The organism is Comamonas sp. C24C, from assembly GCF_053345995.1.
In genome coordinates this window covers 1-14,519 of record NZ_JBKFBC010000021.1, presented here as the reverse complement: position 1 = coordinate 14,519, position 14,519 = coordinate 1, and the positions used below count along the sequence as shown (strand labels likewise).

The following is a 14,519-nucleotide window of genomic DNA, read 5'->3' as shown; positions in this document are numbered from 1 at the left end:
GGCCTTGGCCAGTCTGGCCTTGACATCCGCCGGCAAACCCTTGGGAGCGGCCATGCCTTGCCAGGAGTAGACCTCTGCACCCTTGACGCCTGACTCGGCCAGTGTGGGAACGTCGGGCAGCACGGGCGAACGCTGGCTGCCGGTCACGGCAATGGCACGCAGCTTGCCGCTACGCAGATGGGGCAGCACGGCATTGACGTTCTGGAAGGAAAAATCCACCTGTCCACCCAGCAGATCGGTGATGGCCGGTGCTCCGCCCTTGTAGGGCACATGCACGGCTTCGGTGCCCGTTTGCTGCCAGAACAGTTCGGCCGACAGATGGTCCGAAGAACCATTGCCGGAGCTTGCAAAACTGATCTTGCCGGGATTGGCCTTGAGCGCGGCAATCACCTCGCTCACGCTGCGGGCCTTTTGCGTCGGGCTGGCAACGAGCACATTGGGCGCCTGCACGGGAATGGTGATGTAGTCGAAATCCTTGCTGGCGTCATAGGGCACGTTCTTGACCATATGAGGGGTCACCACAAAAGGGCCCAGCGAGGCCACCAGCAAGGTGTAGCCATCGGCCGCTGCACGCTTGACGGCTCCCGCACCGATGGTGCCCGTGGCACCAGGACGGTTTTCCACGACAAAGGGCTTGCCCAGTTGTTCGGCCATGCTCAGGGCCACCGCACGCGCCACGGTGTCGGTGGAGCCGCCGGCCGGGAACGGCACGATGATGTTGACGGGCCGGTCGGGAAAGTTGCCGGCCGCCTGGGCAGCCAGGGCCAGGGTGGCACCCAGCGTGATCAGTATCTTTTTCATGCGTTGTCTCCTGAAGACGCGGGGCCCGGTTCTTGGCCTGGCCCCTGCATCGGGTCTTACTGGGGGCCGAGCTTGTCGATCAGGACCTTGAGTTCCTCCATCTCGGAAGGCTTGAGGTCGGTCAGGGGAGCGCGCACGGGACCGGCATCGTGGCCGACCAGCTTGGCGCCGGCCTTGATGATGCTCACGCCGTAGCCTTCAACACGGTTGCGGATCTTCAGGTAAGGCATGAAGAATTCCTTGAGCAGCTTGTGCTGCGTGGCCATGTCGTCGGTGCGCACGGCTTCGTAGAACGCCATGGCCGTCTTGGGGATGAAGTTGAAGACGGCAGAGGAATACACGGGCGTGCCCAGAGCCTTGTAGGCGGCTGCATAGACTTCGGCCGTGGGCAGGCCGCCCAGGTAGGCGAAGCGGTCGCCCATCTTCATGAAGATGGAGGACATGGTCTCGATATTGCCCATGCCGTCCTTGAAGCCCACCAGATTGGGGCAGCGCTCGGCCAGAATGGCCAGCGATTCGGGCGTGAAGCGTGTGCGGTCGCGGTTGTAGACGATGACGCCGAACTTCACGCTCTTGCAGACCTGCTCCACATGGGCGATCAGGCCTTCCTGGCCGGCTTCGGTCAGGTAGTGGGGCAGCAGCAGGATGCCGTGGGCGCCCAGGCGCTCTGCTTCCTGGGCGTGGGCAATGGCAGTGCGGGTGGGGCCGCCGGCGCCGGCAATGATGGGCACCTTGCCGCGGCAGGTATCCACGGCGGTCTTGATGATCTGACCGTATTCCTCGCCATACAACGAGAAGTATTCGCCTGTGCCGCCCGCAGCGAACAGGGCACTGGCGCCGTAGGGGGCCAGCCATTCAAGGCGTGCGGCATAGCCCTTGGCATTGAAGTTGCCCTGGGCATCGAAGTCCGTCACGGGGAAGGACAGCAGGCCGGAACTCATCACGTCTTTGAGGTCTTGGGGAGTCATGGTAATCCTTGAAAAGAGGAGAGCAAAAAAGATCTGGCAGCTCAATCCAGCTGCAGTTGGGCGGCTTGCACCACGGCGCGCCAGCGCGCGCGCTCGGCGTTGAAGAATTTGTCGGTTTCGGCGGGCGTCATCGTGACGACCTCGGCACCCTGGCCGGTCAGCCGGGAGCGGACCTCGGTGGAGCGGATGGCACCGAGCAGCACCTGGTTCACACGCTGCACCACGGCTTCAGGCGTCTTGGCGGGCAGCACCACGCCTTGCCAGGTACCCGAGGCAAAACCCTGTGCGCCCTGCTCCGCCAGCGTCGGCACATCGGCAATCAGGGGCATGCGGGTGTTCTTGGAAATGCCCAGCAGCTTGAGCTTGCCGCTTTGCACATGTGGATAGGTGGCCAGCATGCCGTTCATCAGCACCTGGGTCTGGCCTGCCACCGTGTCCTGCACCGACTGCACGCCGCCCTTGTAGGGCACATACACCCATTTGGCGCCGGTGATCCGGGCCAGCTCCACGCCGGCCAGATGGGGTGCACTTCCCGATGCGGTAACGGCAAAGTTCAGGTCCTGTTTCTTGGACAGCTCCACCAGCTCCTTGAGATTGCTGGCCTGAACGGAGGGGTGCACCACCAGCATGTGGGGCGAATAAGCCAGCATGGCCGCACCGCGCAGCGCCTTGGACGGATCGAAGCTGAGCTTGGTATAGATCGAGGGAGAGATGGCCAGTGCGCCGAGATCGCAGAGCAGCCAGGTATAGCCGTCGGCCGGTGCGCGGGCGACGAACTCAGCGCCCAGATTGCCATTGGCGCCGGGCTTGTTGTCGATCACCACGGTCTGCTTGAGCTCCTGGGAGATCAGTTGCCCGATGGAGCGCGCAATGATGTCGGAGCTGCCGCCGGGCGGATAGGGAACGACCAGACGGATGGGCTTGCTGGGCCAGGCATCGGCAGCCAGCAATGTGGACGACAGCAAACCGCCGGCCGCCAGGGCCAGCAGAGAGCGCAGAAAGTGCGAGCGTCGGACCATGGTGAAATGTCTCCTTGTTGTGGTCAGTCATCATACAACTAGGTTTTTTTGAACACCAAGAGATTTTTTCTAAGGGTAAGCACGGATCGCAGCCGTCTACCAGGCTTTGGTCTTCGTCACTTTCATCCAAGAAAAATGCGTCAGACTCAATCCTGAATACCGATTGAAGCTATGAATTTGGAAGCACTTTCAGGTGCTCGACGCAGCGGGACACTGCCTCCGCAGCATGCCGCGGGCAGTCCGCCGCGCTTTGCTGCGGTCAGCCTCTTCCATCAGGCGCCCGCCCAGGCCAGGGTTTCGGAATCAGGACTCTGCGCTCAGGCTCAGACGCTGCGCCAGGCGCAAACGCTCCCGCGAGTTGGTCAGATGGATGCGCATGGCGGCGCGGGCCGAATCGGCATCCTGGCGCACGATGGCGGCATAGATCTCCTCGTGCTCGCGGTTCACACGACGCAGATAGTCGGGATCGCGTGCCGGCGTATGCATGGAGGCGATGCGATTGCGCGGAATCAGCAGCGTTCCGAAATGCTGCAGGATGTCCTGAAAATACCGGTTGCCTGTGGCCTGCGCGATGCTCAGGTGAAAGGCCAGATCATGCTCGACAGTGTCGTGCCCCAGTGCGAAATGATGCTCGAACTCCTGCAGAGCCTCGCTCATGGCCTGCAGATGGGCTTCGCTGCGGCGCTGGGCAGCCAGACCGGCTGCCTCGGTCTCCAGACTGATGCGCAGCTCCAGCACGGCCAGCACATCGACGGACTCGCTGAGCTCGCGCGCGCTGAGCATGGGGCTTGCACTCTGGCGCGCGGGCAGCACAAACGTGCCTATGCCATGACGGGTCTCGACCAGCCCTGCAGCCTGCAACTTGGACAACGCCTCGCGCACCACGGTGCGGCTGACGTCATAGCTGCGCACGAGTTCGGACTCGGTGGGCAGCTTGTCCCCCTCATGCAGCAGGCCCTGGCGGATCTTGTGCTCGAACTCCTCGGACAACAGATTCGCCAGACTGCGGCTGCCCTTGCTGGTTTTGCTGCGCAGCGCGTACCCCTCCGTCAGCGGCAAAGACGGGGTTGATTGGGGTAATTCCGATGTCTGAGTACTCATGAGCCTGATGATAATGGCTTTCAGTTGTACGACAACATACCACAAAGCCTCCTTATTTCAACTCCGGCCCGGAGCTCCTGCGCCGCACCAGTCATCTCAAGATGAGCACCTCTCACCAGATCCGCCACATCCGCATCACGCCGATTGCCTTCCGTGATCCGCCGCTGCTCAACGCCGCCGGCATTCACGAGCCCTGGGCGCTGCGCTCCATCATCGAGATCGAGACCGCCTCCGGCCTGGTCGGCATCAACGAGAGCTATGGCGACCAACCCATGCTGGATGCTCTGGCCAAGGCCGCACCGGCCCTGGTCGGGCTCTCGCCCTGGGCCCTCAATGAAATGGAGGCCCGTGTTGCCGCCCTGGTCACTCCACCCAAACTCACAGCCTCGGAATTTCTGGGTCAGCAGGTCTCGCTGGCCCCTGGCACCCATGTCTCCAAGACCGTGGCCAAGGTGGTCAGCGCCTTCGAGGTCGCCATGCTGGACCTGCAGGGCCAGATGGCCCAGGCCCCCATCGTTGACCTGCTGGGCGGACCCGCACGCGACCGCGTGCCCTACTCAGCCTATCTGTTCTACAAATACGCCGAGCATGTGGGCCAGCCCTATGCACCCGACGCCTGGGGCGAAGCCCTGACGCCGGCCCAGCTCGTGGCCCAGGCCCGACGCATGATCGACCAATACGGCTTCCAGAGCATCAAGCTCAAGGCCGGCACGCTGCCACCCGAGCAGGAAGCTGCCGGCATCCTGGCGCTGGCCGAAGCCTTTCCCGGCACACCGCTGCGCATCGACCCGAATGGCAACTGGACCGTGGAAACCAGCCTGAAGATCGTGCAGCAGTTGCGCGGCGTGCTCGAGTACTACGAGGACCCGGCCCCGGGCCTGGACGGCATGGCCGCCGTGGCACGCGAGTGCGATGTGCCATTGGCCACGAATATGGTGGTGACGGACTTTGCCGAGTTCCGCCGCAACGCCGACATGGGCTGCCCCGTGAAGATCGTGCTCAGCGACCACCATTACTGGGGCGGCCTGCGTGCCACACAGCGCCTGTCCACGCTGTGCCGCACCTTCGATCTGGGCCTGTCCATGCACAGCAACTCCCATCTGGGCGTGAGCCTGGTGGCCATGACTCATCTGTGCGCCAGCGTGCCCCTGCTGACCTATGCCTGCGACACCCACTATCCGTGGCAGGACGAAGAGGTCGTCGAAGGCGGCCGCCTGCAGTTCGAGGAAGGCAGCCTGCGCGTGCCCACCACGCCCGGCCTGGGCGTGACCCTGGACCGCGAGGCCCTGGCCCGCCTGCACGACAACTATCTGCATTGCGGCATCCGCAACCGCGACGACCTGGGCCAAATGCGCAAATACGACCCGGAATTCACCGGCAAGCAACCGCGCTTCTGAACTCCAGCCCCTGCACAGAAAAGACCGCAAAGAGCAAACATCCAGCCCAAGCCAAGCTGGTTCAATCACACCCCTTTCCACAGCGCGAAAAGACGCTTTTCAACCGGAGACAACCATCATGCAACGCCGCACCCTGCTTCAATCTACCCTCGCCGCCAGCGCCCTGCTGCTGGGCACATCCCTTGTCGCCGCACCGGCCCTGGCACAGGGCAACTGGCCCACGGGCAAGCCCATCACCTATCTGGTGCCGTTCCCCCCCGGCGGCAATACAGACACCCTGGCGCGCGTGATTGCGCAGCCGCTGAGCAAGGCCCTGGGCACGCCCGTGGTCATCGAGAACAAGGGCGGCGCCGGCGGCAGCGTGGGTTCGGCCCTGGCGGCACGTGCCCCGGCCGACGGCTACACCATTCTGGGGGGCACCATCAGCTCGCACGCCATCAATGTCAGCCTGTACTCCAAGCTGGACTATGACCCCGTCAAGTCCTTCACGCCCGTCGCGATGCTCGGCTCCGGCCCTCTGGTGCTGGTAGTGCCGGCCTCCAGTCCCTACAAGACCCTGGCTGACGTGCTGGCCGGCAGCAAAGCCAAGGCCTCGTCGGGCGGTCTGACCTCAGCCTCCCCGGGCAACGGCACCTCCAACCACATGGCGCTGGAACTGCTGGCCTACCAGACCGGCGTGAAGTTCACCCATGTGCCCTACAAGGGCAGCGGTCCCGCCGTGCAGGATGTCATGGGCGGACAGGTGGACATGATGTTCGACACTGCCCTGGTTGTCGGCCCGCACATCCAGTCCGGCAAGCTGCGCCCCATCGCCGTGAGCAGCTCCAAGCGCCTGGAATCGCTGCCCGATGTACCGACGATTGCCGAAGCCGGCGAGAAGGGTTTCGACATGGGCTCCTGGCAGGCCGTTTTCGCCCCTGCGGGCACGCCCAAGCCCATCGTGGACCGCCTGCATGCCGAAATCCTGAAGATCGTCGCCACTCCCGAAGTCCAGGCCCGCCTCAAGAACTTCGGCATGCTGCCGTCGAACATGACGACCGTCGAGCTGGCCGACTACCAGAAGGCCGAGGTGAGCAAGTGGGCCAAGGTGATCAAGTCTGCTGGAATAAAGGCTGAATAAGTAAAGCCCCCCTGAGGCGCTTCGCGCCGTCCCCGTTGCACGGCGCCCCTTCTCACTTCGTGGAGGGGGACAACGCCTTCGCCGCGAAGCGGCTCTTGCTCGGCGTTCCTGAGTTGGGAACCTGAAGTCTGGGAGGGCTGCACTCCGATTGCGACAGGCACCTAGAAAATTGAGACATTGCCATGAGTACCCCACTTCCGCTTTCCATCAGCATGCATCCTGCCGACAACGTGGCCATTGTTGCCAACGACGGCGGCCTGCCTGCGGGCACCGTGCTGCCGTCCGGCCTCACACTGCTCGACAAGGTGCCGCAGGCGCACAAGGTGGCGCTGGTGGACATTCCCGAAGGCGGTGAGGTGCGCCGCTACAACGTGATCATCGGCTATGCGCTCAAGCCCATTGCCGCCGGCAGCTGGGTGCATGAGCGCTTGCTGCAGATGCCCGAGGCACGCTCGCTGCAGGGCCTGCCCATCGCCACCGTCAAGCCACCCGTGCTGGAGCCGTTGGCAGGCTATACCTTCGAGGGCTACCGCAATGCGGACGGTACGGTCGGCACGCGCAACATCCTGGCCATCACCACCACGGTGCAGTGCGTGGCCGGGGTGCTCGACTTTGCGGTGCGCCGCATCAAGTCCGAGCTGCTGCCTCGATACCCCCATGTTGACGACGTGGTGGGCCTGGAACACAGCTATGGCTGCGGCGTGGCCATCGATGCCGTGGGAGCCGAGATCCCGCAGCGCACGCTGCGCAACATCAGCCGCAACCCGAACTTCGGCGGCGAGGTCATGGTGGTCAGCCTGGGCTGCGAAAAGCTGCAGCCCGAGCGCCTGCTGCCGCCGGGCAGCTTTCCCATCGTCGACGAGCGCGAACCAGCACTTGATGTGGTCTGCCTGCAGGACGAGGCCCATGTGGGTTTCATGTCCATGATCGACTCCATCATGCGCCAGGCCGAGCAGCATCTGCGCCGCCTCGACGCCCGCCGCCGCGAGACCGTGCCCGCCAGCGCCCTGGTGGTGGGCGTGCAATGCGGGGGCAGCGACGCCTTCAGCGGCGTCACTGCCAACCCCGCAGTGGGCTTCTGTACCGACCTGCTGGTGCGTGCGGGCGCCACCGTGATGTTCAGCGAGGTGACCGAGGTGCGCGACGGCATCGACCAGCTCACCTCGCGCGCCGCAAGCCCCGAAGTGGCCGAAGCCATGATCGAGGAAATGGCCTGGTACGACGCCTATCTCGACAAGGGCCGCGTGGACCGCAGCGCCAACACCACGCCGGGCAATAAAAAAGGCGGATTGTCGAACATCGTCGAAAAGGCCATGGGCTCCATCATCAAGAGCGGCACGGCCCCCATCACCGGCGTGCTGTCGCCGGGTCAGCGGCTGGCAGATCGCGACATCAGCCAGGGTCTGGTCTATGCGGCCACGCCGGCCAGCGACTTCATCTGCGGCACGCTGCAGCTGGCGGCCGGCATGAACCTGCATGTCTTCACCACGGGCCGCGGCACGCCTTACGGTCTGGCACAGGTTCCGGTGATCAAGGTGGCCACGCGCAGCGACCTTGCGCGACGCTGGCACGATCTGATGGATATCAACGCCGGACGCATTGCCGACGGCGAGGCCACGATCGAAGACATAGGCTGGGAGATGTTCAGGCTGATGCTCGATGTCGCCAGCGGTCGCAAAAAGACCTGGGCCGAGCATTGGCAGTTGCATAACGCGCTGGTGCTCTTCAATCCGGCTCCAGTGACCTGAAGCCGTACCGCGCGCCGGAACAGCTTGCAAATCCAGAGCGCTTTGCGAAGCCGCCATCCGGGTTGCAGACAGCATCACCAAAAAACGCTGCCATGGCAGCGTTTCTGGTTTGCGCATGTACCCTCAGGCCCGCATGGAGCCCGTCTTCAGATAGCGCTGGTGCCAGGCATAGGCTTCATCCAGCAGATGCGGCGTGTGCTTGCCCGGTGCATCGCGCAGCGCGCGCTCCAGATACTCTCTCATCGCCGCCTTGTAGTCGGGGTGCACGCATTTCTCGATGATCAAACGTGCGCGCCGCACCGGCGCCAGGCCTCGCAGATCAGCAAGACCCTGCTCGGTCACGATGACCTGGACGTCATGCTCGGTGTGATCGACATGAGAGACCATGGGCACGATGCAGCTGATCTTGCCGTCCTTGGCCGTGGATGGCGTCATGAAGATGGACAGATAGGCGTTGCGCGCAAAGTCGCCGCTGCCGCCAATGCCGTTCATGATGGACGAGCCCATGACATGCGTGCTGTTGACGTTGCCGTACATATCGGCCTCGATCAGCGCGTTCATCGAAATCAGGCCCATGCGGCGGATCAGCTCGGGGTGGTTCGATATCTCCTGCGGGCGCAGCATGATGCGCTGGCGGTAATAGTCGATATTGGCCAGAAAGCGCTCCATGGCCGCAGGGCTCAACGCCAGCGAGGTGGTCGATGCGGTATCGAGCTTGCCCGACTCCAGCATGTCGAGCATGCCGTCCTGCAGCACCTCGGTATAGGCGTTCAGATGGTCGAACGGGCCGTTGTTCAGCCCCGCCAGCACGGCGTTGGCGATATTGCCAACGCCCGACTGCAGCGGCAGCAACTCGGGCGGCAGGCGGCCCGCTTTCACCTCGTGCTGCAGAAAGTCGATGATGTTCTCGGCAATGCGCATGGAGCCCTCATCGGGCGCCGTGAATGCGGCCAGCCTGTCGCGCTGCGCCGTGGGCACTACGGCAATCACTTTGTTCGGATCGCAATGCAGATAGGGCTCGCCAATCCGATCGAACGGATGCTCCATGGGAATGGGCTTGCGCCTGGGCGGCACGGCGGCGCCGTAGTAGATATCGTGCATGCCCTCCAGCTCGGCGGGCTGGGCGCTGTTGACTTCGAGAATGATCTTGTCGGCTTGCTCCAGCCAGGTCTTGTTGTTGCCCACCGAGGTCGACGGAATCAGGCGACCATCAGGCAAAACACCCGCCACCTCGATCACCGCCACGTCAAGATGACCGAGGAAGCCGAACCACACGTGCTGCGCCACATGCGAGAGGTGGATGTCCACATACTGCATGCGGCCCTCGTTGATCTCCTTGCGCACCGTGGGGTCCGACTGATAGGGCAGACGACGTTCGATGCCATGCACCTTGGCCAGAGCTCCGTCCAACTCGGCCGAGGTCGAAGCTCCCGTCCACAGGCTGATGCGGAAATTGCCGCCATTGGCGTTCTGCGCTTCGATCCGGCGTGCCAATGCCTGTGGCACAGCCTTGGGGGCACCTGCGGGAGTAAAGCCGCTCATGCCCAGTGTCATGCCGGATTGAATCAGGCCGGCGGCCTGGTCCGCCGTCATGATGCGTTCGCGCAAGACAGGGCAAAGCACGCGATCTGCAGGAGAAGCGGTGGTGAAGGATGTCTTCATGAAATGTGTCTCGTCTCACCAGCTTTCGTGAAGCAGGATAGTTTTTTGTAGTTAAAGAGTTGCACTTTGACTGGTGCAAACCCGGATTGAACTACGACACACAGAAGACCGCCAAGCGTAGTTGACTAGAGAAAACCCCGATGCGCTCTCCTGAAGGAAGCCAACGCAATTGAGTTCATCTACAAAAAAGTGAGCATTCATCGCTCATCAGATAAAGGATGAGAACCTGAAGCTGCTGAAGCTCGCCACCATGGCAGAGTTGCCAGAGCCCTGGCGGCAATTACAAAATATTTGCCTATCCTCAATGCCAGCCGACATAGGCTGACAAGCCCTCCGTGTTTTCGCAACCAGAATTCGACACATGGCTTTTGATACCTCCGGCTGGCAGCACAAGCTGCGACGCCTCACCCAGCCTCTGCAACCGCTCATTGATTCCGTACAGCTCTGGCTGCAGGCCGACGGTCTACGCATGAGCGCCGCCATGTCTTTCTACGGCATGCTGAGCCTGGCGCCGCTACTGCTGGCCGTCGTGGGCCTGCTGGGCTGGTGGCTGGACCGCAGCTATGTGGAAAGCACCTTGATCAGCCAGATACAGAGCGTGGTCGGAGAGCGCGCGGCACAGGTCGTCAAGAGCGCGCTGGCCAGCGCCCAGAACGCCAATCAGGGCTCGCTCGCGTCCGTGCTCGGTCTGGTGATGATGCTCTCGGGCGCCACGGGCGTGTTTGTGGAGCTGCAGGCTTCGCTGGACAAGCTCTGGTCCATGGGCGAAGAGTCGCGCCCACAGGAAAACAAGCCATGGTGGAGCATGGCCATCTCGCGGCTGTGGGGACTGAGCTATGTCGTGGGCCTGGGATTTTTGCTGCTGGTGTCCATGGTGCTTTCAACCGCCATCCAGATGATCACCAAATGGGCCAACGACGAGCTGCAGCTTGTGCCGCTGGGTCCGCTGATGGGGCTGATCAACGAGGGCCTTTCCTTCGGCATTGCGGTGCTGCTGTTCTGGGGCCTGATGCGCATGGGGGCCGGCATCAAGCCCGCCACCAGATACCTGCTGCTGGGCTCGCTGACGGGTGCCGCTCTGTTCACCATAGGCAAGCAGGCCCTGGCCTGGTATCTGTCCACCGCCGCCGTGGTCTCGGCCTATGGTGCCGCCGGCTCGCTGGTGGTGGTGCTGATGTGGTTTTACTTCACCTCGGCCATTTTGCTGTTCTCCGCCGCCACGGCCAAGGCCTGCAGCAAGTCCCGGGTCCAGTGGGCCGTCCCTTTTGTCGCGCGCAAGGCATCCAGCGCCAGACCCATGGATTTGCAGCGCCTGCCCGAGAACGCAGGGGAGAACATCTAGCATGGACTCTCCGCCATCTTCTCCTCAGCGCAAATGCAAAAGGCCTGCGAATGCAGGCCTTTTGTCAGGGACAAGCCGGAATTATTTTTCCACGAAGGCGCGCTCGATGACAAAGTCGCCGGGCGTAGTGGTGTTGCCTTCCTTGAAGCCGCGCTTTTCCAGCAGTTCCTTGAGCTCGGACAGCATGGCGGGGCTGCCGCACAGCATGACGCGATCGGTCTCGGGATTCAGATCGGGCAGACCCAGATTCTGCGGGAAGGTGCCGTTGTTGATCTGGGCCGAGATACGGCCCTGGTTGCGGAAGGGCTCGCGTGTCACGGTGGGGTAGTAATGCAGCTTGCCCTTGACGATATCGCCGAGGAATTCATGCTCGGGCAATTCCTTCTCGAACAGCTCCTGATAGGCCAATTCCTGCACCTGACGCACGCCATGCACGACGACCACATTGTCGAAACGCTCATAGGTCTCGGGGTCGCGCGCCACGGCCAGCCAGGGAGCCAGGCCCGTGCCCGTGCCGATCAGATACAGATTCTTGCCGGGCAGCAGATAGTCGATTAGCAGCGTGCCTGTGGGCTTCTTGCCCACGATGATGGTGTCACCCACCTGGATGTTCTGCAGCTTGGAAGTCAAAGGGCCTTCGGGCACCTTGATGGACAGAAACTCCAGATGCTCCTCATAGTTGGGGCTGGCGATGGAGTAGGCGCGCAGCAGGTTCTTGCCATCCACCTTCAGGCCGATCATGGTGAAGTGGCCGTTGGAAAAGCGCAGCGATGTGTCGCGGGTGGTGGTGAAGGAGAAAAGACGGTCGGTCCAGTGGTGGACGGACAGCACGCGTTCTTCAAGAAAAGCACTCATGATTCGTCTGAAATAAAAACTCTAAGCAGAAAACCTGCGCGGCAAATGCTGGGCGGTGGCGGGGCACTGCAGGTCAGGGCTGCTAGCGCGTTGGCTGCCGGTTGCCAAGCGGGACAAGACCTATATTGTCCGGCAATTGCACAGAAACGGGTGAATCACCCATCAATGTCTTGAGATCGAATAGTGATAAGCAGAATGAAGCGCTCCGATACCGCCCGATCGCCAGAAAACTATCTCGCCCATATTGACTCAGGGAAAACGCTGCTCTAGGATCAGTCCCCACGCGCTTTGAACAAGCGCTTTATTTGTCTATATAAATGCTCAAATTGAGCATTAATTATTTCAGCGACCCTGTGCCTCGGACCATGGTCGCCCACCTAGCACCAAGGAGAATGACAATGCAGCTGCGCTGGTCCCTGCCCCTGCTGACACTGGCTGCCCTGCCCGCCTGGGCACAGGGCGTGATCAAGATTGGCGAAGTCAACAGCTACAAGGCGCAGCCCGCGTTTCTGGAGCCCTACAAAAAGGGCATGGAGCTGGCAGTGGAGCAGGTCAATGCCGCAGGCGGCATTGCCGGCAAGAAGCTGCAGCTCATCGTGCGCGACGACAATGCCACGCCGGGCGATGCCGTGCGTGCCGCTGAAGAGCTCTACACGCGCGAGAAAATCGATGTGCTCACGGGCAGCTTTCTCTCGCATGTGGGCCTGGCGCTGACCGACTATGCCAAGCAGAAAAAGCGCTTCTTCCTCGCCTCCGAGCCGCTGACCGACAAGATCGTCTGGGCCGACGGCAATCGCTACACCTACCGTCTGCGCGGCTCCACCTATATGCAGACCGCCATGCTGGTGGAAGAAGCGCTCAAGCTCAAGAAGAAGCGCTGGGCCATCGTCTACCCCAACTACGAATACGGGCAGTCGGCGATTGCCACCTTCAAGACGCTGATGAAAGCCAGGCAGCCCGACATCGAGTTTGTGGCTGAGCAGGCGCCTGCGCTGGGCAAGATCGACGCCGGCTCCGTCGTGCAGGCGCTCGCTGACGCCAAGCCTGATGCCATCTTCAATGTGCTGTTCGCCACCGACCTCGGCAAGTTCGTGCGCGAAGGCAATACACGCGGCCTGTTCAAGGGCCGCGAAGTCGTGGGCCTGCTGACGGCAGAGCCCGAGTACCTGGACCCGCTCAAGAAGGAAGCGCCTATCGGCTGGACCGCGACCGGCTACCCCTGGTATTCCATCAACACCCCCGAGCACGCAGCCTTCCTCAAGGCCTATCATGCCAGGTTCAAGGACTACCCGCGCCTGGGAACCATCGTGGGCTACAACGCCATCCAGTCGATTGCTGCGGGCCTGCGCAAGACCAAGGGCGATCCCGACACCGAGAAACTGATTGCGGCCTTCAAGGGCCTGGAAGTCGCCACGCCCTTCGGCCCCATCACCTACCGGGCACAGGACAACCAGTCCACGATGGGAGCCTACATCGGCAAGACCGCCTATGACGAGAAGCTGGGGCACGGCGTGCTGGTCGACTACCGATATGCCGACGGCAAGAACTACCAGCCCACGGACGAGGAAGTGAAGAAGCTGCGTCCCGCAACAGCGAACTGATTTCGCTTCGGCGAAAATGCCAGGCCACCTGCACTGCAGCAGGTGGCTTTTTCATCTCTGAACACACTATGTCGAGCTTCAGGAGCTACGCAGCATGAGTGCATCCGGCCTGCTGGCCCAGTTGCTCAACGGACTGGGCAGCGCATCGTCGCTGTTTCTGGTTTCGGTCGGGCTGTCACTGATCTTTGGTGTCACCCGCACCATCAACTTCGCCCACGGCTCGTTCTACATGCTGGGCGCCTTCATCGCCTACAGCAGCGTGGACCGGCTCTCGCCCCATATCGGATTCTGGCCCGCGTTGCTGCTGGCTCCGCTGGCCTGTGGCGCACTCGGGGCGCTGACCGAGACACTGCTACTGCGTCGCATCTACAAGGCGCCCGAGCTATTCCAGCTGCTGGCCACGTTTGCGCTGGTACTGGTCATCAAGGATGCCGCGCTGTGGCTGTGGGGCCCCGAGGAACTGTTCGGCCCGCGTGCCACAGGGCTTGAAGGCTCGGTGGAGATTCTGGGCCGCCAGTTCCCCACTTACGATCTTTTCTTGATAGCGGTCGGCCCCTGTGTACTTTGGGGCCTGACGCTTTTGTTGACCAGGACCCGCTTTGGCACCCTGGTGCGTGCCGCCACGCAGGACCGCGAAATGGTGGGCGCCCTGGGCGTCAACCAGGCCTGGCTGTTCACCGCCGTCTTCGCACTGGGCACGCTGCTGGCAGGCCTGGGCGGCGCGCTGCAGCTGCCACGCGAGCCCGCGAGCCTCGAGATGGACATGCTCACCATTGGCGCCGCGTTTGTGGTGGTGGTGGTCGGCGGCATGGGCAGCATACCGGGCGCCTTCATGGCCGCGTTGCTGGTGGCGGAGCTCAAGGCCGTCTGCATCTGGCTGGGCGTGCAGGAGATCTGGGGCTTCG

The 14,519-nt window shown here is 62.6% G+C and carries 12 protein-coding genes; 6 read left to right on the top strand and 6 right to left on the bottom strand.

Annotated features, from left to right (window positions below; genetic code table 11):
* From ACLBXN_RS24320 to ACLBXN_RS24305, 4 genes are all read right to left on the bottom strand, one after another.
* Positions 1–801, bottom strand: an 801-nt coding sequence (locus ACLBXN_RS24320; RefSeq protein ID WP_447613849.1) for a Bug family tripartite tricarboxylate transporter substrate binding protein, incomplete at its 3' end; no start/stop codon positions are given.
* A gap of 56 nt (positions 802–857) precedes the next feature.
* Complete coding sequence (gene kdgD, locus ACLBXN_RS24315) at positions 858–1,769, bottom strand: 5-dehydro-4-deoxyglucarate dehydratase (protein ID WP_003071714.1); 912 nt, start codon at positions 1,767–1,769, stop codon at positions 858–860.
* A 41-nt stretch (positions 1,770–1,810) separates the two neighbouring features.
* Complete coding sequence (locus ACLBXN_RS24310) at positions 1,811–2,788, bottom strand: Bug family tripartite tricarboxylate transporter substrate binding protein (RefSeq protein ID WP_003059547.1); 978 nt, start codon at positions 2,786–2,788, stop codon at positions 1,811–1,813.
* Between the two features lie 303 nt (positions 2,789–3,091).
* Positions 3,092–3,847 carry a FadR/GntR family transcriptional regulator gene (locus ACLBXN_RS24305; RefSeq protein ID WP_211458381.1) on the bottom strand — a complete coding sequence of 252 codons (756 nt, stop codon included), beginning with the start codon at positions 3,845–3,847 and terminating at the stop codon, positions 3,092–3,094.
* Between the two features lie 143 nt (positions 3,848–3,990).
* Here ACLBXN_RS24305 and ACLBXN_RS24300 point away from each other — a divergent pair, with 143 nt between their 5' ends.
* The 3 genes from ACLBXN_RS24300 to garD all read left to right on the top strand — a co-directional run bounded on the left by ACLBXN_RS24300 (position 3,991) and on the right by garD (position 8,154).
* Positions 3,991–5,286, top strand: a complete 1,296-nt coding sequence (locus ACLBXN_RS24300; RefSeq protein WP_447613848.1) for a glucarate dehydratase family protein — start codon at positions 3,991–3,993, stop codon at positions 5,284–5,286.
* Positions 5,287–5,404: 118 nt separating this feature from the next.
* Positions 5,405–6,406, top strand: coding sequence for a Bug family tripartite tricarboxylate transporter substrate binding protein (locus ACLBXN_RS24295; RefSeq protein WP_167007063.1), 1,002 nt, complete (start codon positions 5,405–5,407; stop codon positions 6,404–6,406).
* A gap of 182 nt (positions 6,407–6,588) precedes the next feature.
* Positions 6,589–8,154: a galactarate dehydratase gene (gene garD, locus ACLBXN_RS24290; RefSeq protein WP_343677088.1), complete on the top strand. Its 1,566-nt coding sequence runs from the start codon at positions 6,589–6,591 to the stop codon at positions 8,152–8,154.
* A 123-nt stretch (positions 8,155–8,277) separates the two neighbouring features.
* On the opposite strand, the gene ACLBXN_RS24285 is transcribed toward garD, so the two are convergent.
* On the bottom strand, positions 8,278–9,816 hold the full coding sequence (locus ACLBXN_RS24285; RefSeq protein ID WP_447613847.1) for an acetyl-CoA hydrolase/transferase family protein: 1,539 nt from the start codon (positions 9,814–9,816) through the stop codon (positions 8,278–8,280).
* 361 nt (positions 9,817–10,177) lie between these two features.
* Between ACLBXN_RS24285 and ACLBXN_RS24280 the strand changes: the two genes are divergently transcribed.
* A complete protein-coding gene (locus tag ACLBXN_RS24280; RefSeq protein ID WP_447613846.1) occupies positions 10,178–11,158 on the top strand; it encodes a YihY/virulence factor BrkB family protein in 981 nt (326 codons plus the stop codon).
* Positions 11,159–11,239: 81 nt separating this feature from the next.
* On the opposite strand, the gene ACLBXN_RS24275 is transcribed toward ACLBXN_RS24280, so the two are convergent.
* Positions 11,240–12,013: a ferredoxin--NADP reductase gene (locus ACLBXN_RS24275; protein WP_003059561.1), complete on the bottom strand. Its 774-nt coding sequence runs from the start codon at positions 12,011–12,013 to the stop codon at positions 11,240–11,242.
* A 398-nt stretch (positions 12,014–12,411) separates the two neighbouring features.
* Between ACLBXN_RS24275 and ACLBXN_RS24270 the strand changes: the two genes are divergently transcribed.
* Together ACLBXN_RS24270 and ACLBXN_RS24265 are read left to right on the top strand one after the other, a co-directional pair.
* Positions 12,412–13,614 (top strand): ABC transporter substrate-binding protein, encoded by a 1,203-nt coding sequence (locus tag ACLBXN_RS24270; protein WP_447613845.1) that lies wholly within the window; start codon positions 12,412–12,414, stop codon positions 13,612–13,614.
* A 94-nt stretch (positions 13,615–13,708) separates the two neighbouring features.
* Positions 13,709–14,519: branched-chain amino acid ABC transporter permease (locus ACLBXN_RS24265; protein WP_447613844.1), on the top strand; the 811-nt coding region annotated here is incomplete at its 3' end.